Source organism: Rhodococcus ruber NBRC 15591 (assembly GCF_001894945.1).
In the GTDB taxonomy this organism is placed as follows: Bacteria; Actinomycetota; Actinomycetes; order Mycobacteriales; family Mycobacteriaceae; genus Rhodococcus; species Rhodococcus ruber.
This window is the reverse complement of sequence record NZ_BCXE01000016.1, coordinates 19190-45515: the sequence shown is the minus strand read 5'-3', so window position 1 is coordinate 45515 and position 26326 is coordinate 19190. Positions and strand designations below refer to the sequence as shown.

The 26326-nt window shown below is 72.3% G+C and carries 23 protein-coding genes; 16 read left to right on the top strand and 7 right to left on the bottom strand.

Annotated elements, in window-relative coordinates:
* Positions 1–60: 60 nt before the first annotated feature.
* Positions 61–2340, bottom strand: a complete 2280-nt coding sequence (ppsA, locus tag RR3_RS10550; RefSeq protein WP_064066453.1) for a phosphoenolpyruvate synthase — start codon at positions 2338–2340, stop codon at positions 61–63.
* Between the two features lie 172 nt (positions 2341–2512).
* Between ppsA and rpe the strand changes: the two genes are divergently transcribed.
* From rpe to RR3_RS10470, 16 genes are all read left to right on the top strand, one after another.
* A complete protein-coding gene (gene rpe / locus RR3_RS10545) occupies positions 2513–3196 on the top strand; it encodes a ribulose-phosphate 3-epimerase (protein ID WP_010595113.1) in 684 nt (227 codons plus the stop codon).
* Positions 3193–4236 (top strand): bifunctional diaminohydroxyphosphoribosylaminopyrimidine deaminase/5-amino-6-(5-phosphoribosylamino)uracil reductase RibD, encoded by a 1044-nt coding sequence (gene ribD / locus RR3_RS10540; protein WP_228287154.1) that lies wholly within the window; start codon positions 3193–3195, stop codon positions 4234–4236. The genes rpe and ribD overlap by 4 nt, the downstream gene beginning before the upstream one ends.
* Before the next feature lie 12 nt (positions 4237–4248).
* On the top strand, positions 4249–4857 hold the full coding sequence (locus RR3_RS10535; RefSeq protein ID WP_010595111.1) for a riboflavin synthase: 609 nt from the start codon (positions 4249–4251) through the stop codon (positions 4855–4857).
* 60 nt (positions 4858–4917) lie between these two features.
* Entirely contained in the window at positions 4918–6168 is a 1251-nt protein-coding gene (locus RR3_RS10530; protein WP_006937680.1) for a bifunctional 3,4-dihydroxy-2-butanone-4-phosphate synthase/GTP cyclohydrolase II, read from the top strand.
* Positions 6169–6651, top strand: a complete 483-nt coding sequence (gene ribH, locus RR3_RS10525) for a 6,7-dimethyl-8-ribityllumazine synthase (protein WP_017682234.1) — start codon at positions 6169–6171, stop codon at positions 6649–6651.
* Entirely contained in the window at positions 6648–7121 is a 474-nt protein-coding gene (locus tag RR3_RS10520) for a PH domain-containing protein (protein ID WP_017682233.1), read from the top strand. Before ribH ends, RR3_RS10520 begins: the two co-directional genes overlap by 4 nt.
* Positions 7122–7130: 9 nt before the next feature.
* The gene (gene uvrC, locus RR3_RS10515; protein ID WP_064066454.1) at positions 7131–9299 is read left to right on the top strand and encodes an excinuclease ABC subunit UvrC; all 2169 of its coding nucleotides are present in this window, start codon (positions 7131–7133) and stop codon (positions 9297–9299) included.
* Between the two features lie 71 nt (positions 9300–9370).
* A complete protein-coding gene (rapZ, locus tag RR3_RS10510; protein ID WP_172603666.1) occupies positions 9371–10225 on the top strand; it encodes an RNase adapter RapZ in 855 nt (284 codons plus the stop codon).
* A complete protein-coding gene (locus RR3_RS10505; RefSeq protein WP_017682090.1) occupies positions 10222–11277 on the top strand; it encodes a gluconeogenesis factor YvcK family protein in 1056 nt (351 codons plus the stop codon). The genes rapZ and RR3_RS10505 overlap by 4 nt, the downstream gene beginning before the upstream one ends.
* The gene (gene whiA / locus RR3_RS10500) at positions 11274–12251 is read left to right on the top strand and encodes a DNA-binding protein WhiA (protein WP_017682091.1); all 978 of its coding nucleotides are present in this window, start codon (positions 11274–11276) and stop codon (positions 12249–12251) included. Before RR3_RS10505 ends, whiA begins: the two co-directional genes overlap by 4 nt.
* A gap of 155 nt (positions 12252–12406) precedes the next feature.
* Positions 12407–13426 (top strand): type I glyceraldehyde-3-phosphate dehydrogenase, encoded by a 1020-nt coding sequence (gene gap, locus RR3_RS10495; protein ID WP_010595104.1) that lies wholly within the window; start codon positions 12407–12409, stop codon positions 13424–13426.
* Between the two features lie 20 nt (positions 13427–13446).
* Positions 13447–14673: a phosphoglycerate kinase gene (locus RR3_RS10490; RefSeq protein ID WP_010595103.1), complete on the top strand. Its 1227-nt coding sequence runs from the start codon at positions 13447–13449 to the stop codon at positions 14671–14673.
* Position 14674: 1 nt separating this feature from the next.
* Entirely contained in the window at positions 14675–15457 is a 783-nt protein-coding gene (gene tpiA / locus RR3_RS10485) for a triose-phosphate isomerase (protein ID WP_010595102.1), read from the top strand.
* Between the two features lie 73 nt (positions 15458–15530).
* Complete coding sequence (gene secG, locus RR3_RS10480) at positions 15531–15764, top strand: preprotein translocase subunit SecG (RefSeq protein ID WP_003939471.1); 234 nt, start codon at positions 15531–15533, stop codon at positions 15762–15764.
* A gap of 70 nt (positions 15765–15834) precedes the next feature.
* Positions 15835–18606 (top strand): phosphoenolpyruvate carboxylase, encoded by a 2772-nt coding sequence (gene ppc, locus RR3_RS10475; RefSeq protein WP_064066455.1) that lies wholly within the window; start codon positions 15835–15837, stop codon positions 18604–18606.
* 117 nt (positions 18607–18723) lie between these two features.
* A complete protein-coding gene (locus RR3_RS10470; protein WP_040271526.1) occupies positions 18724–19134 on the top strand; it encodes a nuclear transport factor 2 family protein in 411 nt (136 codons plus the stop codon).
* 39 nt (positions 19135–19173) lie between these two features.
* On the opposite strand, the gene RR3_RS10465 is transcribed toward RR3_RS10470, so the two are convergent.
* The 6 genes from RR3_RS10465 to tal form a co-directional block, all read right to left on the bottom strand.
* Entirely contained in the window at positions 19174–21060 is a 1887-nt protein-coding gene (locus RR3_RS10465; protein WP_017682093.1) for an alkyl/aryl-sulfatase, read from the bottom strand.
* An 89-nt stretch (positions 21061–21149) separates the two neighbouring features.
* Positions 21150–21632 (bottom strand): SRPBCC domain-containing protein, encoded by a 483-nt coding sequence (locus RR3_RS10460; protein WP_010595098.1) that lies wholly within the window; start codon positions 21630–21632, stop codon positions 21150–21152.
* Between the two features lie 345 nt (positions 21633–21977).
* Positions 21978–22745 (bottom strand): 6-phosphogluconolactonase, encoded by a 768-nt coding sequence (gene pgl, locus RR3_RS10455; RefSeq protein ID WP_010595097.1) that lies wholly within the window; start codon positions 22743–22745, stop codon positions 21978–21980.
* Positions 22738–23646: a glucose-6-phosphate dehydrogenase assembly protein OpcA gene (opcA, locus tag RR3_RS10450; protein ID WP_371851032.1), complete on the bottom strand. Its 909-nt coding sequence runs from the start codon at positions 23644–23646 to the stop codon at positions 22738–22740. Before opcA ends, pgl begins: the two co-directional genes overlap by 8 nt.
* Positions 23643–25184 carry a glucose-6-phosphate dehydrogenase gene (zwf, locus tag RR3_RS10445; RefSeq protein ID WP_064066456.1) on the bottom strand — a complete coding sequence of 514 codons (1542 nt, stop codon included), beginning with the start codon at positions 25182–25184 and terminating at the stop codon, positions 23643–23645. Before zwf ends, opcA begins: the two co-directional genes overlap by 4 nt.
* Positions 25185–25188: 4 nt before the next feature.
* A complete protein-coding gene (gene tal / locus RR3_RS10440) occupies positions 25189–26325 on the bottom strand; it encodes a transaldolase (protein WP_026138081.1) in 1137 nt (378 codons plus the stop codon).
* Position 26326: the final 1 nt, after the last annotated feature.

The window sequence follows — 26326 nt, the reverse complement described above, 5'->3', positions numbered from 1 at the left end:
GATCGTCCCCGTCGTCCGGGCGGTGCCGAGCGGGCCGACGGGTCCGGTCGCCCGGGGTCGTCAGTGCTCGTGCCGGGCGCGGTCCAGAACGATCCGCTGCTCGGCCCGCGCCACCGTGCGCCGGGTCTGTGCGGCCGCGTCCGGCGTGACCGACACCGACGTGATGCCCCGGCGCACGAGATGCTCGGCGAGCTCGGTGCTGGTGGAGACGGCCTGCCCGCACAGCGACGTGGTCAGGCCGGCCGCCGACGCGCGTTCGATGATGTGGTCGATCGCGTCCAGCACCGCCGGGTCGAGCGTGTCGAACAGGTCCTTGCACATCTCGGAGTCGCGGTCGACGCCGAGCACGAGCTGGGTCAGGTCGTTGCTGCCGATCGACACGCCGTGGATGCCGAGCTTCGCGTATTCGGGCAGCCAGTACACCACCGACGGGACCTCGGCCATGATCCAGCGCAGCATCCGCCGATCGGTGCCGAGCGGATGCGCGTCGAGCTGGCCCAGGCATTCCTTCAGCTCCCAGCGGGTGCGCACGAACGGGATCATCAGGTGCACGTTGGGATGCTGCGCGCGTACGCGATGCAGGACGTCGAGGTCGAGCGAGAACAGCTCGGGGTCGCGCACGTAGCGGAAGCAGCCGCGGTACCCGATCATCGGGTTCTCCTCGTCCGGCTCCGTCTCGCCGCCCTCGAGGTTCGCGAACTCGTTGCTGCGCAGGTCGATCGCGCGGTACACCACCGGACGCGGGGCGAAGGCCGCCGCGATCCGCGCGACGCCGTCGGCCATCTTCGACACGTACTCCTCGCGCCGGCCCTGCGCGATCATGTAGGCGGGATGCTGGCCGGCGAGCGCCTCGGTGATCATGAATTCCGCCCGCAGCAGCCCCACCCCGTCGACGTCGGTGTCGGCGACGGCCTGCGCGGCGTCCGGGGTGGCGAGATTGACGTACACGGCCGTCGCGGTGACGGTCGGCGCGGATGCGGCGGCCGCCGGGGCGGCGGTCTGGGCCGCGGCCGGCCGCTCGGCGCGGACCTCCCCGTCGAAGACGACGCCGGCGTCGCCGTCCACGGTGATCAGCTGGCCGTCCTGCAGGTCCTGCGTCGCGGTGCGGGCGCCCACGACGACGGGTTTGCCGAGTTCGCGGCCGACGATCGCGGCGTGGCAGGTGATGCCGCCGCCGTCGGTGACGATGCCGCCGGCGCGGCGCAGGATCGGCAGCCAGTCGGGCCGCGTCATCGGGGCCACGAGGATCTCCCCGTCGCTCAGGCGTTTGCCGTCGACCAGCTCGTGCAGCACCCGGACCCGTCCGGTGGCCCGGCCGGGGCCGGCACCGAGCCCGGTCAGCAGCGGCGCCGCCTGTCCGTTGCCCGACGCCGCGGCGGCCCCGGGCATCCCGAGGGTGGTGATCGGGCGGGTCTGCACGATCCACAGCTCACCCTCGGCGAACGCGAACTCGAGGTCCTGCGGCCGGCCGTAGTGCTGTTCGACGTCCGCGGCGAGCCGCGCGACCTTCCCGAGCTGCTCCTCGTCGAGCACGCGGGTCTGCCGCGACGAATCGACCGCGACGCGGCTGTCGCCGGCGTCGGTGGAGGCGATCTGGAACTCCTGATGCCCGAGATGTACATCGAGCACCGTGAAGCCGTCCTTGGCGACGACGTAGGTGTCGGGCTCGACCTGCCCCCCGACGACGACCTCGCCCAGACCGAGGGCGGCCTCGACGACGATGCGATCGAGTTCGCCGGTGCGCGGATCGGCCGTGAACGCCACCCCCGACGATTCCGAGCGCACCATCACCTGCACCACGACGGCGATGGACGGTTCGTCGGTGACCCCGCGCAGGCCGCGGTAGGTGCGGGCGCGTTCGGACCACAGCGACGCCCAGCACGCCTGCACGGCGCGCACCACCGCGTCGGCACCGGCGATGTTGGTGTACGACTCGTGGATTCCCGCGAAGGAGGTGTCCGCGGCGTCCTCGGCGGGCGCGGAGGACCGCACCGCCACCGGCACGTCCACGCCCAGTTTCTCGTAGGCGGCGACGACGGCGGCGCGAATCTCGTCGGGCACCGTGGACTCGGTCACCAGCGCCGCCAGTTCCGCGGAGGTGCGGATCAGCGTCGCGTCGTCGATGTCGGGGGCCGGGACGGCCTCGGCGCGCAGCCGGTCGCGCACTCCCGCCGCGGCCATCGCATCGAGATAGGCGGCGGTGGTGATGGCGAAGGCGGGCGGCACGGGGAACCCGGCGCGGGTCATCTCCCCGAGGTTGGCGGACTTGCCGCCCACCGTCGGCGCGTCCTCCGCGCCCACGTCGCCGATCGGTCGAACCCACACCGTGTGCGTGGCCATTCTCGCTCCCCACTGCCGCATCGGGCCCAGCGGTTCCGGACCCGCCATCGTCCACTCAAGCATCGCCCAGCAGACCGAACCAGGGGTCGAAAGTCATGAAAACCCGCGCCGGCCGCGCGGGCACCGTGACGGGTGGCAGAGTCCGCCGCCGGGACCGTTAAACTCGGTGGACGTGGCCCACCCGATGATCGCTCCCTCCATCCTCTCCGCGGACTTCGCCCGGCTCGCCGACGAGGCCGCCGCGGTCGCCGACGCGCACTGGCTGCACGTCGACGTCATGGACGCGCACTTCGTCCCGAACCTGACCCTCGGCCTTCCGGTCGTGCAGTCGTTGCTGAAGGCGACCGACATCCCGCTCGACTGCCATCTGATGATCGAGGATCCGGGTCGCTGGGCGCCGCCCTACGCCGAGGCGGGCGCCCACAACGTCACCTTCCACGTCGAGGCCACCGACAACCCCGTCGCCGTCGCCCGCGACATCCGGGCTGCCGGTGCGCGGGCCGGGCTGAGCGTCAAGCCCGGCACCCCGATCGAGCCGTACCTCGAGATCCTCGAGGAGTTCGACACGCTGCTGGTGATGAGCGTCGAGCCCGGATTCGGCGGCCAGTCCTTCATCCCGGACGTGCTCGACAAGGCCCGCGCCATCCGCCGGCTCGTCGACGCCGGCGAGCTGACCCTGCTCGTCGAGATCGACGGGGGCATCAACGCCGACACCATCGAGGCGGCCGCCGAGGCCGGTGTCGACTGCTTCGTCGCCGGGTCGGCCGTGTACGGGGCCGACGACCCGGGCGAGGCGGTGCGCAAGCTGCGCGAGCGGGCCGCGCACGCCTCCCCGCACCTGACCCTGGCTCCGTGAGCGGTGCTCCGCGTGGGGCGGCGGTGAGCGGCGCACCGCTCGACGCGGCCCTGCGCCTCGCGCTCGACGCCGGCGAATCGGTGCGCGGCACCACCACCCCCAACCCGCCGGTCGGCGCGGTGATCCTCGACGCGGCCGGGCAGGTCGCCGGGGTGGGGGCGACCTGCCCGCCGGGCGGCCCGCACGCCGAGGTCGTGGCCCTGACCGAAGCGGGGGAGCGGGCCCGCGGCGGCACCGCGGTGGTCACCCTCGAGCCGTGCAACCACACCGGCCGCACCGGGCCGTGCGCGCAGGCGCTGCTGCGTGCCGGCGTCGCCGCCGTCTACTACGCGGTGACCGATCCGAATCCGCCCGCCGCCGGTGGCGCACAGACCCTGCGCGCCGCCGGGGTGAGCGTGCACGGCGGGTTCGGCGCCGAACTCGCCGAGGCGGGCGCGCTGCGCGCCTGGCTGCACCGGCAGCGCACGGGACGTCCCCATGTGACCTGGAAGTACGCGGCGAGCCTGGACGGGCGCAGCGCCGCGGCCGACGGCACGAGCCGCTGGATCTCCGGCCCGCAGGCGCGGGCCCGCGTGCACGCCGAGCGTGCCCGCCTCGACGCGATCGTCGTCGGCACCGGCACCGTCCTCGCCGACGACCCGTGGTTGACCGCCCGGCGGCCGGACGGCTCGCTCGCCCCGCACCAACCGCTGCGCGTCGTCGTCGGCCGAAGTGAAATCCCCAGGACCGCACGGGTTCTCGACGACGCCGCGCCGACCCTGGTGCTGCGCACCCACGACCCCGACGAGGTGCTCGGCGCGCTCGCGGACCGGGCGGACGTGCTGCTCGAGGGCGGCCCGCGCCTGGCCGGGGCGTTCCTCGCCGCCGGCCGGGTCGACCGCATCCAGGCCTACCTCGCGCCGGTCCTGCTCGGGGCCGGACCGTCCGCCGTACGGGACGCGGGCGTGGGCACGATCGCCGAGGCGCTACGGTTTCGTCGGGAGCGCGTCGAAACCGTCGGCGCCGACGTGTTGCTGACCCTGGTCCCCGACCGGGAGTGAAGGAGCGGGTACGTGTTCACCGGGATCGTGGAGGAACTGGGGGAGATCGTCGCGCGGGAGGACCTCGCCGACGCGGCGCGGTTCACCGTCCGCGGGCCCGTGGTGACCTCCGACGCCGGCCACGGCGACTCCATCGCCGTCAACGGTGTGTGCCTGACCGTCGTCGACGTCCAGGGCGGTGACTCCTTCACCGCCGATGTGATGAAGGAGACCCTCGACCGTTCGAGCCTGTCGCAGCTCGGTCCGGGCAGCCGCGTCAACCTGGAGCGGGCCGCGGCGCTGAACAGCCGTCTCGGCGGGCACCTGGTCCAGGGGCATGTCGACGGCACCGGCACCGTGCTCTCCCGCACCCCGTCGGAGAACTGGACCGTGGTGCGGATCTCGCTGCCGGCGGAGGTGTCCCGGTACGTGGTGCACAAGGGCTCGATCACCGTGGACGGGGTCTCGCTGACCGTTTCCGCCCTCGGCGGGACGCCCGGCGACGAGTGGTTCGAGATCTCCCTGATCCCGACGACGTTGTCGCTGACCACCCTGGGCAGTGCCGCGCCCGGCACGCTCGTCAACCTCGAGGTCGACGTCATCGCCAAGTATGTGGAGCGGCTGCAGGCCGCCGGCCGCTGAGTCGTACTGTTGAACTCGGCAATCAGTTTGTCCGTACACGAGATTTTGGAGCCCACGCAAGTGACGAGGTTCGACACCATCGAGCGCGCGATCGCCGATATCGCAGCCGGCAAGGCGGTCGTCGTGGTCGACGACGAGGACCGCGAGAACGAGGGCGACCTCATCTTCGCGGCCGAGAAGGCCACCCCCGAACTCGTGGCGTTCATGGTGCGCTACACCTCCGGGTACCTGTGCGTGCCGCTGGCCGGTGAGGACTGCGACCGCCTCGGCCTGCCCCCCATGTACTCGACCAACCAGGACAAGCACGGCACCGCCTACACGGTGACCGTCGACGCGCGCGAAGGGATCGGCACCGGCATCTCCGCGTCGGACCGGGCCACGACGATGCGCCTGCTCGCCGATCCGAACAGCACCGCGCAGGACTTCACCCGCCCCGGGCACGTGGTGCCGCTGCGCGCCAAGGAGGGCGGCGTGCTGCGCCGGCCCGGCCACACCGAGGCCGCCGTCGACCTCGCCCGCATGGCCGACCTGCGTCCGGCGGGGGTGATCTGCGAGATCGTCTCGCAGAAGGACGAGGGCCACATGGCTCAGACCGAGGAACTGCGGGTCTTCGCCGACGAACACAAGCTCGCCCTGATCTCCATCGCCGACCTGATCGCCTGGCGCCGCAAGCACGAGAAGCACGTGGTGCGCATCGCCGAGGCCCGCATCCCCACCCGGCACGGCGACTTCACCGCCGTCGGCTACCAGAGCGTCTACGACGAGGTCGAACACGTCGCGCTGGTGCTCGGCGACATCCCCGGCCCGGACGGCGAGGGGGCCGACGTGCTCGTGCGGGTGCACTCGGAGTGCCTGACCGGCGACGTGTTCGGCTCGCTGCGCTGCGACTGCGGCCCGCAGCTCGACGCCGCACTCGAGATGGTGGCCATGGAGGGCCGCGGCGTGGTGCTGTACATGCGCGGACACGAGGGCCGTGGCATCGGGCTGATGCACAAGCTGCAGGCCTACCAGCTCCAGGACTCCGGCTCGGACACCGTGGACGCGAACCTGCAGCTCGGCCTGCCCGCCGACGCCCGCGACTACGGCATCGGCGCGCAGATCCTCGTGGACCTGGGCATCTCGTCGATGCGGTTGCTCACCAACAACCCGGCCAAGCGGGTCGGCCTCGACGGTTACGGGCTGCAGATCACCGAGCGGGTGGCGATGCCGCTGCGCGCGAATTCCGAGAACATCACCTATCTGCGCACCAAGCGGGACCGCATGGGCCACGACCTGATCGGCCTGGACGACTACGAGGCGGGGGACGCGTAGATGAGCGGCGAAGGACTGCCCGAGCTGCAGCTGTCCGAGGCGGCCGGGCTGAAGCTGGCCATCGTCGCCGGCCGCTGGCACACCGAGATCTCCGAGGCGCTCGTCGCCGGGGCGCAGCGCGTCGCCGAGCAGGCCGGCGTCACCGACGTCACCGTCGAACGCGTCGCCGGTGCGATCGAGCTGCCGGTCGTCGCCCAGCAGCTGGCCCGTACCCACGACGCGGTCGTCGCCCTCGGCGTCGTGATCCGCGGCGGCACCCCGCACTTCGAGTACGTGTGCGACGCGGTCACCTACGGGCTGACCCGCATCGCGTTGGACGAGGGCACCCCCGTCGGCAACGGCGTCCTGACCACGAACGACGAACAACAGGCCCTCGACCGGGCCGGACTGCCCGGCTCCGTCGAGGACAAGGGCGGCCAGGCGTGCGCCGCCGCCCTCGACACCGCCGTCACCCTGCGGCGGCTGCGCGGGGCCGCGCGGTGACCTCCGCCGCCGACACCGTCTGGGACCTCGAGGTCCGCAGCCGCAAGATGACCCGGTGGGCGATCGTCGCGGCGGTCCTGCTCATGCTCGGCCACATCGGGGCCGCGCTCGTGCTGCGCGCCGGCGGCGACACCGGCGTGAACCTGCGCCTCGCCGATCAGATCGCCATCGTCTGCGTGGGGGTGGTCGTCTCCGGCGGTGTGCTGCTGCTGACCCGGCCCCGGCTGCGCGCCGGGGCCGCCGGCGTGGCGGTCCGCAACATCCTCGGCGAGAAGACGTTCGGCTGGGATCAGGTCCGGGGCATGAGCTTCCCCCAGGGCAAGCCGTGGCCGAGGCTCGAGCTGCCGCAGGACGAGTACGTGCCCGTCGTCGCGGTACAGGCCCGCGACGGCGAGCACGCCGTCGCGGCGCTGACCGCGTTCCGCGAGCTCGAACAGCGGTACGGCGGGAGCGTCGGCACCGCCGACTAGCCTGGACCCGTGCCCGACCCCTCGACCTATCGCCCTGCCCCCGGCACCATCCCGGTGGAGCCGGGGGTGTACAAGTTCCGCGACCCGCACGGCCGCGTCGTCTACGTCGGAAAGGCCAAGAGCCTGCGCTCGCGGCTGAACTCGTACTTCGCCGACGTCGCGTCGCTGCACCCGCGGACCCGCCAGATGGTGACCACCGCCGGGTCCGTCGAGTGGACCGTGGTGGGCACCGAGGTCGAGGCGCTCCAGCTCGAATACAACTGGATCAAGGAGTTCGATCCGCGCTTCAACGTCCGCTACCGCGACGACAAGACCTACCCCATGCTCGCGGTGACGCTGAACGAGGACTACCCGCGGCTGTTCGTCTACCGAGGACCGCGCCGCAAGGGCGTGCGGTACTTCGGGCCCTACTCCCACGCCTGGGCCATCCGCGAGACCCTGGACCTGCTGCTGCGGGTGTTCCCGGCCCGCACCTGCTCCGCCGGGGTGTTCAAGCGTCACGCGCAGATCGGCCGCCCGTGCCTGCTCGGCTACATCGACAAGTGCTCGGCGCCGTGCGTGGGCCGCGTCGACGCCGACGAGCACCGGCGCATCGTCGAGGACTTCTGCGACTTCCTCGCCGGCCGCACCGACAAGCTGGTCCGCGACCTCGAACAGCGCATGCAGGCCGCCGCCGAAGACCTGGACTTCGAGACCGCCGCGCGCCTGCGCGACGACCTCGGGGCGCTGCGCCGGGCCATGGAGAAGCAGGCGGTGGTGCTCGGCGACGGCACCGACGCCGACCTCGTCGCCTTCGCCGGCGACGAGCTCGAGGTGGCCGTACAGGTGTTCCACGTGCGCGGCGGCCGCGTGCGCGGACAGCGCGGCTGGGTGGTGGAGAAGTCCGGGGACGTGGTCGACCGGCCCGAGACCGCGGCAGGCGCGTCCGACGCCGAGACGGAGGTGTCGCTGCTCGTCGAGCAGTTCCTCACCCAGTTCTACGGCGAGGAGGCCGCGCTGTCGGCGGCCGGGGCCGAACCGGCCGGCAGCGCGGTGCCGCGGGAGGTGCTCGTGCCCGCCCTGCCGCCCGACCCGGAGGAGATGAGCCGCTGGCTCGGCACCCTGCGCGGGGGGCCGGTGCGGCTGCGGGTACCGCAACGCGGGGACAAGAAGGCCCTCGCCGAGACCGTGCAGCGCAACGCGCACGAGGCGCTGACCCAGCACAAGCTGCGCCGCGCCGGTGACTTCACCGCCCGCTCGGCCGCCCTGCAGGGCATCCAGGAGGCCCTCGACCTGGACTCGGCCCCGCTGCGCATCGAGTGCGTCGACATCAGCCACGTCCAGGGCACCGACGTCGTGGCGTCGCTGGTGGTGTTCGAGGACGGCCTGCCCCGCAAGTCCGACTACCGCCACTACGCCATCCGCGAGGCCGCCGGCGACGGCCGCTCCGACGACGTCGCCTCCATCGCCGAGGTGACCCGGCGCCGATTCCTGCGGCACAACCGGGACCTCGCCGCGGCCCGCGGTGACCTGGTCGCGGCCCGCCGCGGTGACCCGGACGCGGCCCGCCGCGGTGACCCGGTCGCCGCCCGCGACGGCGACGGCGGTGACCTCGCCCCGGAGGCCGCGCTCGACCCGGCCACCGGGCGGCCCCGCCGCTTCGCGTACCCGCCGAACCTGTACGTCGTCGACGGTGGTGCCCCGCAGGTCGCCGCCGCGGCGGAGGTGCTCGACGAACTCGGCATCACCGACGTCGCGGTGATCGGCCTGGCCAAACGGCTCGAGGAGGTGTGGGTGCCGGGAGAGGAAGACCCGTTCATCCTGCCGCGCACCAGCGAATCGCTCTACCTGCTGCAGCGGGTGCGCGACGAGGCGCACCGCTTCGCCATCACCTACCACCGCAGCAAGCGGTCCCGGCGGATGACCGCGTCCGCGCTCGACGGGGTTCGCGGGCTCGGGCAGGCGCGGCGCAACGCGCTCGTCGCGCACTTCGGGTCGGTGGCCCGGCTGCGGGAGGCGAGCGTGGAGGAGATCACCGCGGTGCCGGGCATCGGTGTCGCCACCGCCCGCGCCGTGCTCGACGCCCTGCGCGGCGACGCCCCGGACACCGAGACGGCGGGCGAGGCTGCGCCGGACACGCCGGTGAGTGATGATGGCACCGTCGGCGTGTCGGGCGGACGAACGGAGACGGAACGGTGACGCAGCAGGCGCAGACGGCGCAGCCTCGACCCCGGCCGCGGGGTGAACTCCGCCCGCGCGCCGAGGTCGCCCTGGTCACCGGCCTGTCCGGGGCCGGCCTGAGCACCGCCGCGACGGCACTCGAGGATCTCGGCTGGTTCGTCGCCGAGAATCTGCCCCCGCAACTGGTCACCTCGATGGTCGATCTCGCGGTGCAGGCCGACCCGCCCCTGCAGCGCCTCGCCGTGGTCATGGACGTCCGCAGCCGCCTGTTCACCGGCGACCTCGGCTGGGTCGTCACCGAACTGGCCGCCCGGCCCGTGCGCACCCGGGTGCTGTTCCTCGAGGCCACCGACGAGGTCCTCGTGCGTCGTTTCGAGCAGGTCCGGCGCAGCCACCCGCTGCAGGCCGACACCGCCGACCGCACCCTCACCGACGGCATCGCCGCCGAACGCGCCCAGCTCGCCGGGGTGAAGGCGGCCGCCGATCTGGTGGTCGACACGTCGTCGCTGTCCGGTCCGGAACTACGCCGCAAGATCGACTCCGCGTTCGGGGACGGCGACGCCGACTCGATCCGGGTCACCGTCGAATCCTTCGGGTTCAAGTACGGTCTGCCGATGGACGCGGACGTGGTGTGCGACGTGCGGTTCCTGCCCAACCCGCACTGGGTGCCCGAACTGCGCCCGCACACCGGCCAGGACGACGACGTCCGCGACTACGTGCTGAGCCGGGACGGGGCCCAGGACTACCTGCAGACCTATCATCGGCTCCTCGAACTGACCACGGCCGGCTACCGCCGGGAGGGAAAGCGCTACATGACGATCGCGGTGGGATGTACCGGCGGCAAGCACCGCAGCGTGGCGATGAGCGAGGCCCTCGCCGCGCGCCTGGAAACCGACCCGACGCTGGCGGTGCACGTCGCGCACCGGGATCTGGGGCGCGAATGACGAGCCCCGGCACCGCGGCCCCCGCACCCGGGCCCGGCGGGCAGGTCGCCGCGCCGGAACCGTCGATCGTCGCCCTGGGCGGCGGCCACGGCCTGTACGCCACCCTCAGCGCCGTCCGCCGGCTCAGTAACCGCGTCACCGCCGTCGTCACCGTCGCCGACGACGGGGGGTCCTCCGGGCGGCTGCGCGCCGAACTCGGCGTCATCCCGCCCGGCGACCTGCGCATGGCCCTGGCCGCGCTCGCCGCGGACACCCCCCGCATCCACACCTGGACCGAGACGGTCCAGCACCGGTTCGGCGGCACCGGCGCCCTGGCGGGACACTCGGTCGGCAACCTGATCCTGGCCGGACTGACCGAGGTGCTCGGCGACCCCGTGGCCGCGCTCGACCGCGTCGCCGAGCTGCTCGAGGTGCGCGGCCGGGTGCTGCCGATGTCGCCGATCGCCCTCGACATCGAGGCGGACGTCTCCGGCCTCGAATCCGATCCGCGCGCCAGCCGGATCATCCGCGGGCAGGTCGCCGTCGCCACCACCCCCGGCAAGGTGCGGCGCGTGCGGCTGATCCCGGCCGACCCGCCGGCGTGCCCCGACGCGCTCGACGCGGTGGGCGCCGCCGACCTCGTCGTGCTCGGGCCCGGCTCGTGGTTCTCGAGCGTCATCCCGCACGTGCTCGTCCCCGAGCTGCACGAGGCGCTGGTGGCGGCGCCCGCCCACAAGGTGCTGGTGCTCAACCTCGCTGCCGAACCGGGGGAGACCGCCGGATTCTCCACCGAGCGGCATCTGCACGTGCTGGCCCAGCACGCCCCCGACTTCCGGGTCGACCACGTGGTCGTCGACTCCGCGTCGGTACCCGAAGGACGCGAACGCGAACACCTGTGCCGGGCGGCCGCCGGATTCGGCGCCCGGGTGGTCTACGCCGACGTCGCCGAGACCGGCACCCACCGACACGATCCCGCCAAACTGGCGGCGGTCCTGGAACGACACCTGCCCGACGCGGCCCGCCCCCGGGATCTCGCGCAGCGGGACGGAAGGGAGATCCCGACGTGGCAATGACAGCGGAGGTCAAGGACGAGCTGAGCCGGCTGGCGGTCACCCGCACCAGCAGCCGCAAGGCCGAGGTGTCCGCCCTCCTGCGCTTCGCCGGCGGGCTGCACATCGTCGGCGGCCGCGTCGTCGTGGAGGCCGAGGTGGACCTCGGGTCGATCGCCCGCCGGTTGCGCCGCGAGATCTTCGAGCTCTACGGCTACTCGGCGGAGGTGCACGTCCTCGGCGCCGGCGGACTGCGCAAGAGCTCACGTTACGTGGTGCGCGTCGCCAAGGAAGGCGAGGCCCTCGCCCGTCAGACCGGCCTGCTCGACGTGCGTGGCCGCCCGGTGCGGGGCCTGCCCGCCCCGGTCGTCGGCGGCAGCATCGCCGACGCCGAAGCGGCGTGGCGCGGCGCCTTCCTCGCCCACGGCTCGCTCACCGAGCCGGGCCGCTCCTCCGCCCTCGAAGTCAGCTGCCCCGGCCCGGAGGCCGCGCTCGCGCTCGTCGGCGCCGCCCGCCGCCTCGGCATCGCCGCCAAGGCCCGCGAGGTGCGCGGCGCCGACCGGGTCGTCGTGCGCGACGGCGAAGCCATCGGGGCGCTGCTCACCCACATGGGTGCCCAGGACACCCGGCTGACCTGGGAGGAGCGCCGGATGCGGCGCGAGGTCCGCGCCACCGCCAACCGGCTCGCCAACTTCGACGACGCCAACCTGCGCCGCTCCGCGCGCGCCGCCGTGGCCGCGGCCGCCCGCGTCGAACGGGCCCTGGCGATCCTCGGCGACGACGTGCCCGACCACCTCGCCGCGGCGGGTGCCCTGCGCGTCCAGCACCGGCAGGCCTCCCTCGAGGAACTGGGCCAGCTCGCCGACCCCCCGATGACGAAGGACGCCGTCGCCGGACGCATCCGCCGACTGCTGTCCATGGCCGATCGCCGCGCCAAGGATCTCGGCATCCCCGACACCGAATCGGCAGTGACCCCGGAGCTGCTCGACGAGGCCTAGCCGACCGGCCCGGGCCTCCTGCCGCACTCCGCCGGCACCGCAGATAGGGTAGGGGTCACATCGACCGATGAGTCCTGCCGGTGGGCGCCGATGTCTCCGGCGCCGCGGCGGGCAACACTGGCACAACCAGAAGAAATGGGCAAAGGAGCGTAATTGTGACTGTCCGGGTAGGCGTGAACGGCTTCGGTCGTATCGGACGTAACTTCTTCCGGGCTGTCGAGGCGCAGAAGGCGCTCGGCACCACCGACATCGAGATCGTCGCGGTCAACGACCTCACCGACAACGCGACTCTGGCCCACCTGCTCAAGTACGACTCGATCCTCGGCCGGCTGCCGCAGGATGTCAGCCTCGACGGTGAGGACACCATCGTCGTCGGCGACCACCGGATCAAGGCCCTCGAGGTCAAGGAAGGCCCGGCCGCGCTGCCGTGGGGCGACCTGGGCGTCGACGTCGTCGTCGAGTCGACGGGCATCTTCACCGACGCGTCGAAGGCGAAGGGTCACCTCGACGCCGGCGCCAAGAAGGTGATCATCTCGGCGCCCGCCAAGGGCGAGGACCTCACCGTCGTGATGGGTGTCAACGACGACAAGTACGACGGCAGCCAGAACATCATCTCCAACGCCTCGTGCACCACCAACTGCCTCGGACCGATCGCCAAGGTCCTCGACGACAGCTTCGGCATCGTCAAGGGCCTGATGACCACGGTCCACGCCTACACCCAGGACCAGAACCTGCAGGACGGCCCGCACAAGGATCTGCGCCGCGCCCGCGCCGCCGCCCTGAACGTCGTGCCCACCGGCACCGGCGCCGCCAAGGCCATCGGTCTCGTCCTGCCGCAGCTGGTCGGCAAGCTCGACGGCTACGCCCTGCGCGTGCCGATCCCCACCGGCTCGGTCACCGACCTGACCGCCAACCTCGCCACCCCGGCCTCCGTCGAGGAGATCAACGCGGCGATGAAGGCGGCCGCCGAGGGCCCGCTCAAGGGCATCCTCAAGTACACCGAGGACGAGATCGTCTCCTCGGACATCGTCACCGATCCGCACTCGTCGATCTACGACGCCGGCCTGACCAAGGTCATCGACGACCAGGTCAAGATCGTCTCCTGGTACGACAACGAGTGGGGCTACTCCAACCGCCTGGTCGACCTCATCGGCCTGGTCTCGAAGTCCCTCTGACCGAACAGGACAGTCGAACAGTGGCAGTTCAGACTCTCGAGGATCTGCTCGCCGCCGGCGTCGAGGGCCGTGGCGTGCTGGTGCGCTCGGACCTCAACGTCCCGCTGGACGGCGCGACGATCACCGACCCCGGTCGCATCATCGCGTCCGCCCCGACGATCGCCGCGCTCGCCGAGGCGGGCGCGAAGGTCGTCGTCACCGCCCACCTGGGCCGGCCCAAGGGCGAGCCCGATCCGAAGTTCTCCCTCGCCCCGGTCGCGGCGAAACTCGGCGACGTGCTCGGCCGCAACGTCCAGCTCGCCGGCGACGTCGTCGGGCAGGACGCGCTGGCCCGCTCGGAAGGCCTGACCGACGGCGACATCCTCCTGCTCGAGAACATTCGCTTCGATCCGCGCGAAACCAGCAAGGACGAGGCGCAGCGGCAGGCGCTGGCCCGCGACCTCGTCGAACTCGTCGGCGACGACGGGGCTTTCGTCTCCGACGGCTTCGGCGTGGTGCACCGCAAGCAGGCCTCGGTGTACGACGTGGCGAAGCTGCTCCCGCACTACGCGGGCAACCTCGTCGCCGCCGAAGTCGAGGTCCTCGCCAAGCTCACGAGCGACCCGGAGCGGCCCTACGCGGTGGTGCTCGGCGGCTCGAAGGTCTCCGACAAGCTCGCCGTCATCGAAGCCCTCGCCCCCAAGGTCGACACCCTCGTCATCGGTGGCGGTATGTGCTTCACCTTCCTTGCCGCGCAAGGCATCCCGGTGGGCAACTCGCTGCTCGAGGAATCGATGACCGAGACGTGCAAGGACCTGCTCGAGCGGTTCGGCGACGTCATCCACATCCCGCAGGACGTGGTCGTCGCCGACTCCTTCGCCGCCGACGCCGAGGCGAAGACGGTGCCCACCACCGAGATCCCCGACGGCTGGATGGGCCTGGACATCGGACCCGAGTCGGTGGCCCGGTTCGCCCAGTACCTCACCGGCGCCAAGACCGTGTTCTGGAACGGCCCGATGGGCGTGTTCGAGTTCGAGAAGTTCGCGGCCGGCACCAAGGGGGTCGCCGAGGCGATCGTCGAGGCCACCCGCTCCGGCGCGTTCAGCGTCGTCGGCGGCGGCGACTCGGCCGCGGCCGTGCGTCTGCTCGGCCTCCCCGAGGACGGGTTCTCCCACATCTCCACCGGCGGCGGCGCCTCCCTCGAATACCTCGAGGGCAAGGAGCTGCCCGGGATCAGCGCCCTCGACGACACCGCACCGGAGGCCTGAGATGACCCGAAAGCCGCTCATCGCCGGCAACTGGAAGATGAACCTCAACCACCTCGAGGCCATCGCCCTCGTGCAGAAGATCGCCTTCGCGCTGCCGGAGAAGTACCTCGAGAAGGTGGACGTGACGGTGCTGCCGCCGTTCACCGACATCCGCAGCGTGCAGACGCTGATCGAGGGCGACAAGCTGCTGCTCACCTACGGTGCGCAGGACGTCTCGGCCCACGACTCGGGTGCCTACACCGGAGAGATCAGCGGCGCGATGCTGGCCAAGCTGGGGTGCACCTACGTGGTGGTCGGCCACTCGGAGCGACGCACCCTGCACGGCGAGACCGACGAGATCGTCCTCGCCAAGACCAAGGCGGCGTTGCGGCACGGCCTGACCCCGATCGTGTGCATCGGCGAAGGCCTCGACATCCGCGAAGCCGGTCAGCACGTGTCCCACAACGTCGCCCAGCTGCGCGGATCCCTCGCGGGGCTCTCGTCCGACGACATCGCGAAGATCGTCGTCGCGTACGAGCCGGTCTGGGCCATCGGCACCGGCAAGGTGGCCTCGGCCGCCGACGCCCAGGAGGTGTGCGCGGCGGTACGCGCCACCCTCGCCGAGCTCGCCTCCCCGGAGACCGCCGACGCCGTCCGCGTGCTCTACGGCGGCTCGGTCAACGCCAAGAACGTCGGCGAACTGATCGCCCAGCTCGACATCGACGGCGGTCTCGTCGGCGGTGCCTCGCTCAAGGCCGACGAGTTCGCCCAGCTGTCCGCCATCGCCGCGGGCGGGCCGCTGTAAGGCACCCGCGGTGCCCTTCCGGATCCCCCGAGGCCCGGAAGGGCGCCGCGACGGCGCCCTGTAGTCTGGCGCCATGGCACTGTTCCTCGACATCCTGCTGATCACCACCAGCCTGCTGCTGATCCTGCTCGTGCTGCTGCACCGCGGCAAGGGCGGCGGTCTGTCCACCCTGTTCGGTGGCGGTGTCCAGTCCAGCCTGTCCGGCTCCAGTGTCGCCGAGAAGAACCTCGACCGGCTGACCGTGTTCACCGGCATCGTCTGGCTGATCGCCATCCTCGGCATCGGCCTGCAGATCAAGTTCAGCTGAGCACTGCGCACGACGGCGCGACCCGGACTTCCGGGTCGCGCCGTCGTGCGTCGGCCGCGATACTGACCGGATGACGGATACCGCCCGCCCGGCCGACCCCTCCGGGTCCCGCTCCGCCACCGAACCTCTGCGCCAGGACATCCGGCTGCTCGGCGGGATACTGGGCCGCATCGTCCGCGAACAGGCCGGCGAGCACCTCTTCGCCCTCGTCGAACGCGCCCGCGTCGAGAGCTTCCGCGTGCGCCGCTCCGAGATCGACCGCGCCGAACTCGCGGCGATGTTCGCCGACGTCCCCACCGACGACACCCTCCCCGTCATCCGGGCCTTCAGCCACTTCGCGCTGCTGGCGAACCTCGCCGAGGACCTGCACCGGGAACGCCGCCGCGCCGTGCACGTGCGCGCCGGGGAGCCGGCACAGGACAGCTCCCTGGCCGCCACCTACCGCAAGCTCGACGCCGCCGAACTCGACCCCGCCGAGGTCGCCGCCGCGCTCGACGGCGCCCTCGTCTCCCCGGTGATCACCGCCCACCCCACCGAGACCCGCCGCCGCACCGTCTTCGACGTGCAGACCCGCATCACCGATCTCATGCGCCGCCGCGAACGCGCCGAACCCGACGAGCGATCCGACATCGACCTGCACCTGTGGCGGCAGATCCTCACCCTGTGGCAGACCGCCCTCATCCGGCTCGCCCGCCTGCGCATCCAGGACGAGATCGAAGTGGGCCTGCGCTACTACGACGCCGCCCTGTTCCGCGTCGTCCCGGCCCTCAACGCCGAGGTCCGGCGCGCCCTGCGCGAACGCTGGCCCGGCGTCCCGCTGCTGCCGGACCCGTTGGTGCGCACCGGAACCTGGATCGGCGGCGACCGCGACGGCAACCCCAACGTCACCGCCGAGGTCGTCCACCGCGCCACCGACCGGGCCGCCGCGACCGCCCTCGGCCATCACCTCGCCGAGCTCGAACGGCTCGAGCAGGAGCTGTCGATGTCCGCACGTCTGGTCCGCGTCACCGACGACCTGGCCCGCCTCGCCGACGCCTCCGGTGACGCCGCCCCGTCGCGCGCCGACGAACCGTACCGCCGCGCGCTGCGCGGCATCCGGGGCCGCCTGACCGCCACCGCGGCGCGACTGCTCGACGACCCACCGCCGCACGCGGTGCCGAGCCGGCTGACCGCCTACGACACGCCCGCCGAACTGCTCGCCGACCTCGACATCCTCGACGCCGCCCTGCGCGCCGGCGGCAGCGCGGTCCTCGCCGACGACCGGCTCGCGCACGTGCGCGGCGCCGTCGAGGCTTTCGGCTTCCACCTCGCCTCCCTCGACCTGCGGCAGAACGCGGAGGTGCACGGCCGGGTGATCGCCGAACTGTTCAGCTGGGCCGGTGTCACCGACGACTACCCGGCGCTGCCCGAGGAGGAGAAGGTCGCGCTGCTCGCGGCCGAACTGCGCACCCGCCGTCCCCTCAGCGCGCCCGGCGCGCGGCTCGGCGCCGACACCGCCCGTGAACTCGGCGTGCTCCGTGCCGCCGCCGACGCCGTGACCCGGTTGGGCCCGGATGCCGTGCCGCACTACATCGTCAGCATGTGCAGCTCGGTCTCGGATCTGCTCGAGGCGCTGGTTCTGCTCGACGAGGCCGGCCTCGTCGAGCACGACATCGCCGGGCCGCGCTGCCCGGTCGCGGTGATCCCGCTGTTCGAGACCATCGACGATCTGCGGCACGGCGCCGAGATCCTCACCGCCGCCCTCGCCGTCCCCGAGTTCCGCAACCTCGTCGACTCCGCCGGCGGGGTCCAGGAGGTCATGCTGGGCTATTCGGACTCGAACAAGGACGGCGGCTACCTCGCCGCGAACTGGGCGCTGTACCGGGCCGAACTCGACCTGGTGGAGGCCGCGCGCACCGCCGGGATCCGGCTGCGCCTGTTCCACGGCCGCGGCGGCACCGTCGGTCGCGGCGGCGGACCGAGCTACGACGCGATCCTTGCGCAGCCGCCCGGGGCCGTCGCCGGCTCGCTGCGCCTGACCGAGCAGGGCGAGGTGATCGCGGCGAAGTACGCCGAGCCGAAGCTGGCGCGCCGCAATCTCGAGTCCCTCGTCGCCGCGACCCTCGAGTCCACCCTCCTCGACGTCGAGGGACTCGGCAGCGACGCCGGCCCGGCGTACGCGGTGCTCGACGAGCTCGCCGAACTTGCCCGCGCCGCCTACAGCGATCTCGTGCACGAGACCCCGGGCTTCGTCGAGTACTTCCGGACGGCCACGCCGGTCGCGGAGATCGGGGCCCTGAACATCGGCAGCCGGCCCACCTCGCGCAAGCCGACGTCGTCGATCGCCGACCTGCGGGCGATCCCCTGGGTGCTGGCATGGACCCAGTCCCGTGTCATGCTGCCCGGCTGGTACGGCACCGGGACGGCCGTCGAGACCTGGATCGCGGGCGACGAGGCGCGCCTGGCCACCCTCACCGGCCTGTATCGGCGCTGGCCGTTCTTCCGCACCGTGCTGTCCAACATGGCGATGGTGCTGGCCAAGTCCGACCTCGGTCTCGCGGCGCGCTACGCCGAACTGGTGCCGGACCCGGACCTGCGGGACCGGGTGTTCGACAAGATCACCGCGGAACACGAGCGCACCGTGCGCGTCTACCTGGCGATCACGGGGCACTCCGAGCTCACCGCGGACAACCCGGCGCTCGCCCGGTCGGTGCACAACCGCTTCCCGTACCTCGAGCCGCTGAACCACCTGCAGGTCGAGTTGCTGCGCCGGTTCCGGGCGGGGGAGGACACCGACCGGGTCCGCCGCGGCATCCAGCTGACGATGAACGGCCTCGCGACCGCGCTGCGGAACAGCGGCTAGCGCCGGGCAGCAGGCCGGGGCGGCAGCGGCCGGTCCGGCCGGGCCGGACCGGCCGGAGCTGCCCGCTCAGCGGGACGACGGCGCGCCGAACGGCCGTGACCCGCTACACCTGGACGGGTGACTCATGACCGCGAACAGATCGTCGAACGGCTCGCCGAACTCGCCTCCGCCCTCGACCGCCGGGACTGGGCCGGTCTCGGTGCCGCCTTCACCGACTCCGCGACCGGCTACGGCGCGGCGGGGCGCGACGGCATCGTCGCCGTGGTCCGCGCCCATCTCGGCGGCTGCGGACCCTCGCAGCACTTGCTGGGCAACCACCGCATCGAGGTCGACGGCGACCGGGCCCGGTCGCTGACGTACGCCCGCGTCCACCACGTGGGCGCGGGCCCGGCCGCCGGGGCGAGCTACGAGTGCTTCGGCGAGTACGACGACCGGTGGGTCCGCACCCGGGACGGCTGGCGCCTGACGTCGCGCACCTTCACCATCTCCCACGACCTCGGCGACTTCGGCGTCCTCCGGCCCGGCTGACCCGCGGCGCGTGCACCGCAGGTCCGGCCGAGGCGGACGTCAGGGCGTGACGATCGCGAAGTCCGGATCCACCGGTGCGAGTACCTCGACGAGCCGGGCCACCACTGTCGGGTCGCCCGTCACCGCGATCGTCCCGTCCGCGAGGGCCGCCGCCGCATCCAGCTGCCCGGTGAGGGCACCGATCAGGGCGCGGCGGGTGAGGGTGAACACGGTGCTGTCCGGCGGCGGCTCGGGCACGGTCCGATGGTTGAGCACGCCGTGGCGCAGTTCCGTGAGATACGTGGTCCCGAGGTCGGTCAGGACCCACGTGATCACCAGCTGCAGATCCCACGCGCGGGGTCCGTCCACCCGCACCGCCAGGCTGTCGAACAGCTGCGGGACGGTCAGCGCATCGAGGAAGTCGCCCGAGGACTGCACCGGCGACCCGAAGATTCCCTCGCGGAGTTCCTTCGCGCCGGCCAGATAGACGCAGCGCCAGGTGCCGTTCTCGGCGCCGTACGCGAGTTGCTCCATCGCGTCGGCCTGCAGGTCCCGGGCGGCCTGATCGGTGTCGTCGGTGAACAGCAGATGTTTGCAGACCTCGAGCACCCAGCGGTAGTCGCCCTCCTCGAAGGCACCTCGCGCGACGGCGAGGGCGGCGTCGGCGCCGCCCATGGCGTCGACGTACCGGCGGGCGGCCTCGGCCGGGGGATGGGCCCACAGGTTGGCGGGGTTGCCGTCGTACCACCCCATGTACCGCTGGTAGATCGCCTTGACGTTGTGGCTCACCGAGCCGTAGTAGCCGTGGGTGTGCCACGCCGCCGCCAGGGCCGGGGGCAACTCGAACCGTTCGGCGATCTCCGCGCCCACGAGGCCCTGATTCATCATCCGCACCGTCTGATCGTGCAGGTACAGGTACATGTCGCGCTGCACGGCGAGGAATTCGAGCGCTCGCTCCCGGCCCCAGGTCGGCCAGTGGTGCGAGGCGAACACGACCTCGAGCGCGTCGCCCCACAGGCCGATCGTCTCGTTGAGGTAGTGGCCCCAGGCGTGCGCGTCGCGCACCACCGCACCGCGCAACGTGAGGATGTTGTGCATGGTGTGGGTGGCATTCTCGGCCGCGCACAGCGCGCGCCGCTCGGGGAACCAGATGTTCGTCTCGGCGGGGGCCTCGGTGCCGGGGGTCAGCTGGAAGACCATCCGTACCCCGTCGACGGTGAGCTCCTGCCCGGTCGCGGTGATGTCGACGGTCGGCGCGATGAGCGTGACGGTGCCGGCCGACGTGGTCTGGCCCAGCCCGGCACCGATCTGACCGGCCGGCCCCTTCCCGAGCGCCGCCCCGTACATGTAACCCGAGCGCCGCGACATCGCCGTGCCCGCGAACAGGTTCTCCGACACCGCATGTTCGAGGAACCCGGCCGGGGCGACGACCGGGACCGTCCCGGCCGCGACGAGTTCCGCGTCGAGCACCCCCTCGACGCCACCGAAGTGGTCGACATGGGAGTGGGTGTAGATCATTCCGGACACGGGCCGGTCGCCGCGGTGCCGCCGGTACAGCGTCAGCGCCGCCGCGGCGGTCTCCGCGCTGATCAGCGGGTCGATCACGATCACCCCGGTGTCACCCTCGACGACGGTCATCACCGACAGGTCGAACCCGCGCAACTGGTAGATCCCCGGCACCACCTCGAACAGGCCGTCCTCGGTGAGCAGCCGGCTCTGCCGCCACAGACTCGGATGCGCCGTCGGCGGGGCGGGCCCGTCGAGGAACGCGTAGGCGTCGAGGTCCCACACCACGCGTCCGTCCGCGGTGGTGATCGTCCGTTGCTCGCTGCGGCCGACGAACCCGCGCGTCGCATCCTCGAAGTCCTGCCCGTCGTCCGCGGGCAGCGTGGCCGCCGCGGCCTGCAGGTTCCGCCGAGTGGTCTCGCTGGCACCGGAAGCGCTCATGGCCGCCGTCCTCCCCGGAAGTTGCGCGGTGCCCCGAGCGTAGAGGACGTTGCCGGCGCAGGCCGGTGATCACCGGAATCGGGCGCGACTCACCGATACTCGTCGGCGAGTTCGAGGTAGCCCTCCCAGTGCGGCAGGGCCCGGCCGCCGAGCACGGCGTCGAGCCGGTCGAGGTAGTACTGCCAGCCGGGACCGATCTCCGAGGTCTCCGACCGCGGGACGTGCCGGTGCGAGAACTCGAGGGTGGTGACGACCCCCACCTGCTTCGTCGTGAGCTCGAGTTGCCACCCGTCCTGGTCGACGACGAGGACGTGGGGCGGGTCGCAGCGCAGGATCCGCACGTCCGTCGTCGCCGTGTCGTGCTCGTCGGTCATCGTCAGCTGCACCCGTCCCGAGGCGGGGTCGCCCGTCCACCGTCCGTACCAGTGTTCGAGCCGGTCGGTCAGCGCCGCCCACACCTCGCCGACCGGCAGGGCGAAGCTGCGCACGTAGTGCAGGGTGACGAGGGAGGACCCGTCCGGACAGCCGTGCTCGGGCCGGATCTCGCCCAGGACGGTGGTCGGGGTGCTCATCGAAGGCTCCTTTCCACGCAGTGCTGTCCCCATTGTGGTCCGCCGGAGCGCAGCCCGCCGGGTATGCGCCGGGCCGTCCCGCGGGAACCGCGGGGGTGGCCGCGGCGTCGAACTGGGCAGGGAACACGGAACTGGGAACACCGAACTGGGCAGGGAACACCGTAGGGGAGGAGCTTCGCGATGGACCGTAGGACGGAGCGATGCCGCCGTGGCCGCCTCACCGGGCTGCGCGCGACCCGCAATCCGAGCTGGGCGGCACGCCTGCGTTGCGGCGTGACCGACGGCCGTGTGCCCCCGGATCCGCGGTCCGGCGGACCCGACCGGGACGGGCGGCGGTGGTGACGGTCAGCCCGCGGGCAGCGCCGCGGCGGCCTCCGTGTCGAGGAACCACACGGTCTGTTCGCGGCCCCGCGCCCCGGCGGCCGGGATGTCCACCGCGTCGGCGCCGCCCACCGCGGCCGCGACGGCCTCGGCCTTGGCCGCGCCGGTGACGAGGAGCCACACCTGCCGGGCACGGCGGACCGCCGGGAGGGTGAGCGTGACCCGCGCGGCGGGCGGCTTGGGGGAGTCGTCGACGCCGACGACGAAGCGATCCTGCTCGCGCACCGCGTCGGTGTGCGGGAACAGCGAGTTGACGTGTCCCTCGCCGCCCATCCCCAGCAGGTGCACGTCGAACTCGGGGGTGCTGCCGTCGGAGGAGTTCGCGGCGAGCACCTGCGCGTACGCGCGGGCCGCCGACTCGGGGGAACCGGCCCCGGCCTCGTCGAGGGTGGGCATCGCGTGCACCCGCGCCGGATCGAGCGGCACGTGGTCGAGCAGCGCCGCGCGGGCCTGGACCTCGTTGCGCTCGGGATCGCCCGGCGGCAGGTACCGCTCGTCGCCGAAGTACACGTCGACCGCGGACCAGTCGATTCCGCCGGGAGCCCGCAGGACCGCGTCGAGCACGGCGATGCCGGTGCCGCCGCCGGTCAGCACCACCGCGGCGTGGCCGCGGTCGCGCTGCGCGGCGACCACGGTCTCGACGAACGCTGCGGCGGCCGCCCGCGCGAGCTCGTCGCCCGACTCGAAGCGCCGCACGTGGACGTTCCCGGAGATGTGGCGCGCGTCAGACATATTCCACCTTCGACAGGGCCGTCAGGGCCGCGTGGTACACCTCGTCGGGATCGAGCCGCCGCAGTTCCTCGGCGAGGCATTCCGAGGAGTCGCGGCGTGCGAGCGTGATCAGCGAATCGGGTTTGCCGGTGCGCCGCAGCGTGGCCACGCGCCCGTCCTGAGGCCGCTCGAGCGAGATCGTCTGGGTTCGGGTGCGCAACTCGACCCGCAGATCGCCCACCGCGCGGTGCACCGGGCCGTCGATACGGCTCGCGAGCCAGCCCGCGAGCAGATCCACCGCCGGTTCGCTGCCGAGTCCCGATACCAGCGCCGACTCGACCGGCTCGAACGGTGGCTGGTCGAGCGCGGAGACGAGCAGCGCCCGCCAATACGTGATCCGGCCCCACGCGAGGTCGGTGTCGCCGGGGGTGTAGCCGGACAGCCGCGAGACGATCTCGGTCATCGGGCGCGACGAGTTCGTCGCATCGGTCAGGCGTCGCACGGCGAGCCGCCCCACCGGGTCCGCCGCCGGCACCTCGGGAGGGGTGTTCGGCCACCACACCACCACCGGGGTGTCCGGCAGCAGGAACGGCACGATCACCGATTCCTGGTGGTCGGCGAGCGGGCCGTGCAACGCGAGGATCAGCACCTCCGAGGCCCCGGCGTCACCGCCTATGCGGATCTCCGCATCCATGCGCGGTTCGTCGCCCGCGCGGCCGCGGCCGACGACGATCACGCGGCACGGATGCTCCCGCGACGCCCCGATGGCCGCGGTGATCGCGGCCTCGAGGCCGCGTGGACCGTCGGTGCACACCACCAGGGTGAGCACGCGCCCCTGCGTGACGATGCCGCCGGTCTGCCGCAGCTGGACGAGCTGTTTGCTGATGTCGATCGCGGTGGCGTTGCGCAGCTGCATCCTCACGGGCGTCTCCATTCGCGGCCCGAGCGGCGGAGCATCTCGTCGGCCGACGACGGCCCCCAGGTGCCGGCCTCGTACGGCTCGGGCTTGCCGTGCGCCGCCCAGCGCTCGAGCACCGGGTCGAGGATCCTCCACGACAGCTCGACCTCGTCGTCGACAGGGAAGAGCGACGGCACGCCGAGCAGCACGTCGAGGATCAGCCGCTCGTACGCCTCGGGGGAGGACTCGGTGAACGCCTGGCCGTAGCTGAAGTCCATGTTGACGTCGCGGACCTCCATGCTCGAGCCGGGCACCTTGGAACCGAAGCGGAGGGTGACCCCCTCGTCGGGCTGCACGCGGATGACGAGGGCGTTCTGGCCGAGCTCGGTGGTCATCGTCTGGTCGAACGGCAGGTGCGGGGCCCGCTTGAACACGATCGCGATCTCGGTGACGCGCCGGCCCAGACGCTTGCCGGTGCGCAGGTAGAACGGCACTCCGGCCCAGCGGCGGGTGTCGATCTCGCAGGTGATCGCCGCGTAGGTCTCGGTGGTCGAGTCGGCGGCGAAGCCCTGCTCCTCGTGCAGACCGACGACCTGCCCGCCGTTCTGCCAGCCGGCGATGTACTGGCCGCGCGCGGTGGTCTCGTCGAGGGGCTCGGCGAGCCGGGTCGCGGACAGCACCTTGATCTTCTCCGCCCGCAACTCCGCCGGGTCGAAGCTGATCGGTTCCTCCATCGCGATGAACGCGAGCAGCTGCAGCAGGTGGTTCTGGATCACGTCCCGGGCGGCGCCGATGCCGTCGTAGTAGCCGGCGCGGCCGCCGAGACCGATGTCCTCCGCCATCGTGATCTGCACGTGGTCGACGTAGTGCGCGTTCCACAGCGGATCGAACAGCTGATTCGCGAATCGCAGCGCCAGGATGTTCTGCACCGTCTCCTTGCCGAGGTAGTGGTCGATGCGGAACACCGCCTCCTCGGGGAACACCGCGGCGACCAGCCGGTTCAGTTCCTGGGCGCTCGTCAGGTCGTGACCGAACGGCTTCTCGATGATCACCCGGCTCCAGGTGCCGTCTTGCGCGATCGCGAGTCCGGACCGTTTGAGCTGTGCGGACACCACCGGGAACGCGTTCGGCGGGATGGACAGGTAGAAGGCGTGGTTGCCGCCCGTGCCGCGGGCCTTGTCCAGCTCGGCCAGCGTCGAGGCGAGTTCGGTGAACGCGGCGTCGTCGTCGAAGCTGCCCTGCACGAACCGGATGCCCTCGGCCAGACGGTTCCACACCTCCTCCCGGAACTTGGTGCGCGAGTTGGCCTTCACGGCATCGTGCACGACCTGACCGAAGTCCTCGTCGGCCCAGTCCCGTCGCGCGAAGCCGACGAGCGCGAACCCGGGCGGCAGCAGACCGCGGTTGGCCAGGTCGTACACCGCCGGCATCAGCTTGCGGCGGGCGAGGTCGCCGGTGACCCCGAAGATCACCAGGGCACACGGCCCGGCGATCCGGGGTAGCCGACGATCACGCTCGTCCCGGAGTGGATTGACCCACGCCGCCGTCTCGGGTCCGCGCACCGCGTCAGCTCTTCGCGCCGTGCGCGATCAGCTGCTCGGAGGTGGCGGCGAGCAGCTCGTTCCAGGACACCTCGAACTTCTCGACGCCCTCGTCCTCGAGCTTGCGGAACACCTCGGGCAGGTTCACCCCGATCGTCGACAGCGCGGAGAACACGTTCTCGGCCGCCTTCTCGGTACCGGTGACCGTGTCGCCGGTGACCTCGCCGTGGTCGGCGACGGCCTCGAGGGTCTTCTCCGGCATCGTGTTGACCGTGTTCGGGGCGACCAGTTCGGTGACGTACAGGGTGTCCGAGTAGTCGGGGTTCTTCACCCCGGTCGACGCCCACAGGGCGCGCTGCGGACGCGCACCGGCCGCGGCGAGCTGCTCGAACCGGGCCCCGGACTCGAACGCCCGGCGGTACGCCGCGTACGCCAGGCGGGCGTTGGCGACGCCGGCCTTGCCGCGCAGTGCCAGCGCCTCGGGGGTGCCGATCGCGTCGAGCCGCGCGTCGATCTCGGTGTCGACGCGGGAGACGAAGAACGAGGCCACCGAGTGGATCGTCGACAGCTCGTGCCCGGCCGACTTGGCGGCGGTCAGACCGTCCAGATAGGCCTCGATGACCCGTTCGTAGCGCTCGACCGAGAAGATCAGCGTCACGTTCACGCTGATGCCCTCGCCGATCACGCGGGCGATGGCCGGCAGGCCGGCCACCGTCGCGGGGATCTTGATGAGCAGATTGGGCCGGTCCACGATGCGCCACAGCTCGATCGCCTGCTGCACGGTCGCGTCGGTGGAGTGCGCCAGCCGCGGGTCGACCTCGATGGAGACCCGGCCGTCGACACCGTCGCTGGCCTCGAACACCGGGGCCAGGACGTCGCACGCGGAGCGCACGTCGTCGGTGGTGACGGTGCGGATGGTGGTGTCCACATCGGCGCCGGCCAGCGCGAGCTCCCGGACCTGGGCGTCGTAGACGTGGCCCTTGCTGAGCGCCGCCTGGAAGATCGACGGGTTGGTGGTCACACCCACGACGCTGCGGGTGGCGATCAGCTCGGCGAGGTTGCCGGTCTCGATGCGGTCCCGGGACAGGTCGTCGAGCCACACGGACACCCCGGCGGCCGAGAGCTGGACGAGATTCGCGTTCTGGGTTACCTGCTGGGTCATC

Excerpts from the sequence above, each read along its gene's own strand:
- ppc (WP_064066455.1), top strand. The coding sequence starts at position 15,835 with ATGACGGATACCGCCCGCCCGGCCGACCCCTCCGGGTCCCGCTCCGCC.
- secG (WP_003939471.1), top strand. The coding sequence starts at position 15,531 with ATGGCACTGTTCCTCGACATCCTGCTGATCACCACCAGCCTGCTGCTG.
- ppsA (WP_064066453.1), bottom strand. The coding sequence starts at position 2,340 with ATGGCCACGCACACGGTGTGGGTTCGACCGATCGGCGACGTGGGCGCG.
- RR3_RS10465 (WP_017682093.1), bottom strand. The coding sequence starts at position 21,060 with ATGAGCGCTTCCGGTGCCAGCGAGACCACTCGGCGGAACCTGCAGGCC.
- ribH (WP_017682234.1), top strand. The coding sequence starts at position 6,169 with ATGAGCGGCGAAGGACTGCCCGAGCTGCAGCTGTCCGAGGCGGCCGGG.
- RR3_RS10460 (WP_010595098.1), bottom strand. The coding sequence starts at position 21,632 with ATGAGCACCCCGACCACCGTCCTGGGCGAGATCCGGCCCGAGCACGGC.
- whiA (WP_017682091.1), top strand. The coding sequence starts at position 11,274 with ATGACAGCGGAGGTCAAGGACGAGCTGAGCCGGCTGGCGGTCACCCGC.
- RR3_RS10505 (WP_017682090.1), top strand. The coding sequence starts at position 10,222 with ATGACGAGCCCCGGCACCGCGGCCCCCGCACCCGGGCCCGGCGGGCAG.
- pgl (WP_010595097.1), bottom strand. The coding sequence starts at position 22,745 with ATGTCTGACGCGCGCCACATCTCCGGGAACGTCCACGTGCGGCGCTTC.
- tpiA (WP_010595102.1), top strand. The coding sequence starts at position 14,675 with ATGACCCGAAAGCCGCTCATCGCCGGCAACTGGAAGATGAACCTCAAC.
- tal (WP_026138081.1), bottom strand. The coding sequence starts at position 26,325 with ATGACCCAGCAGGTAACCCAGAACGCGAATCTCGTCCAGCTCTCGGCC.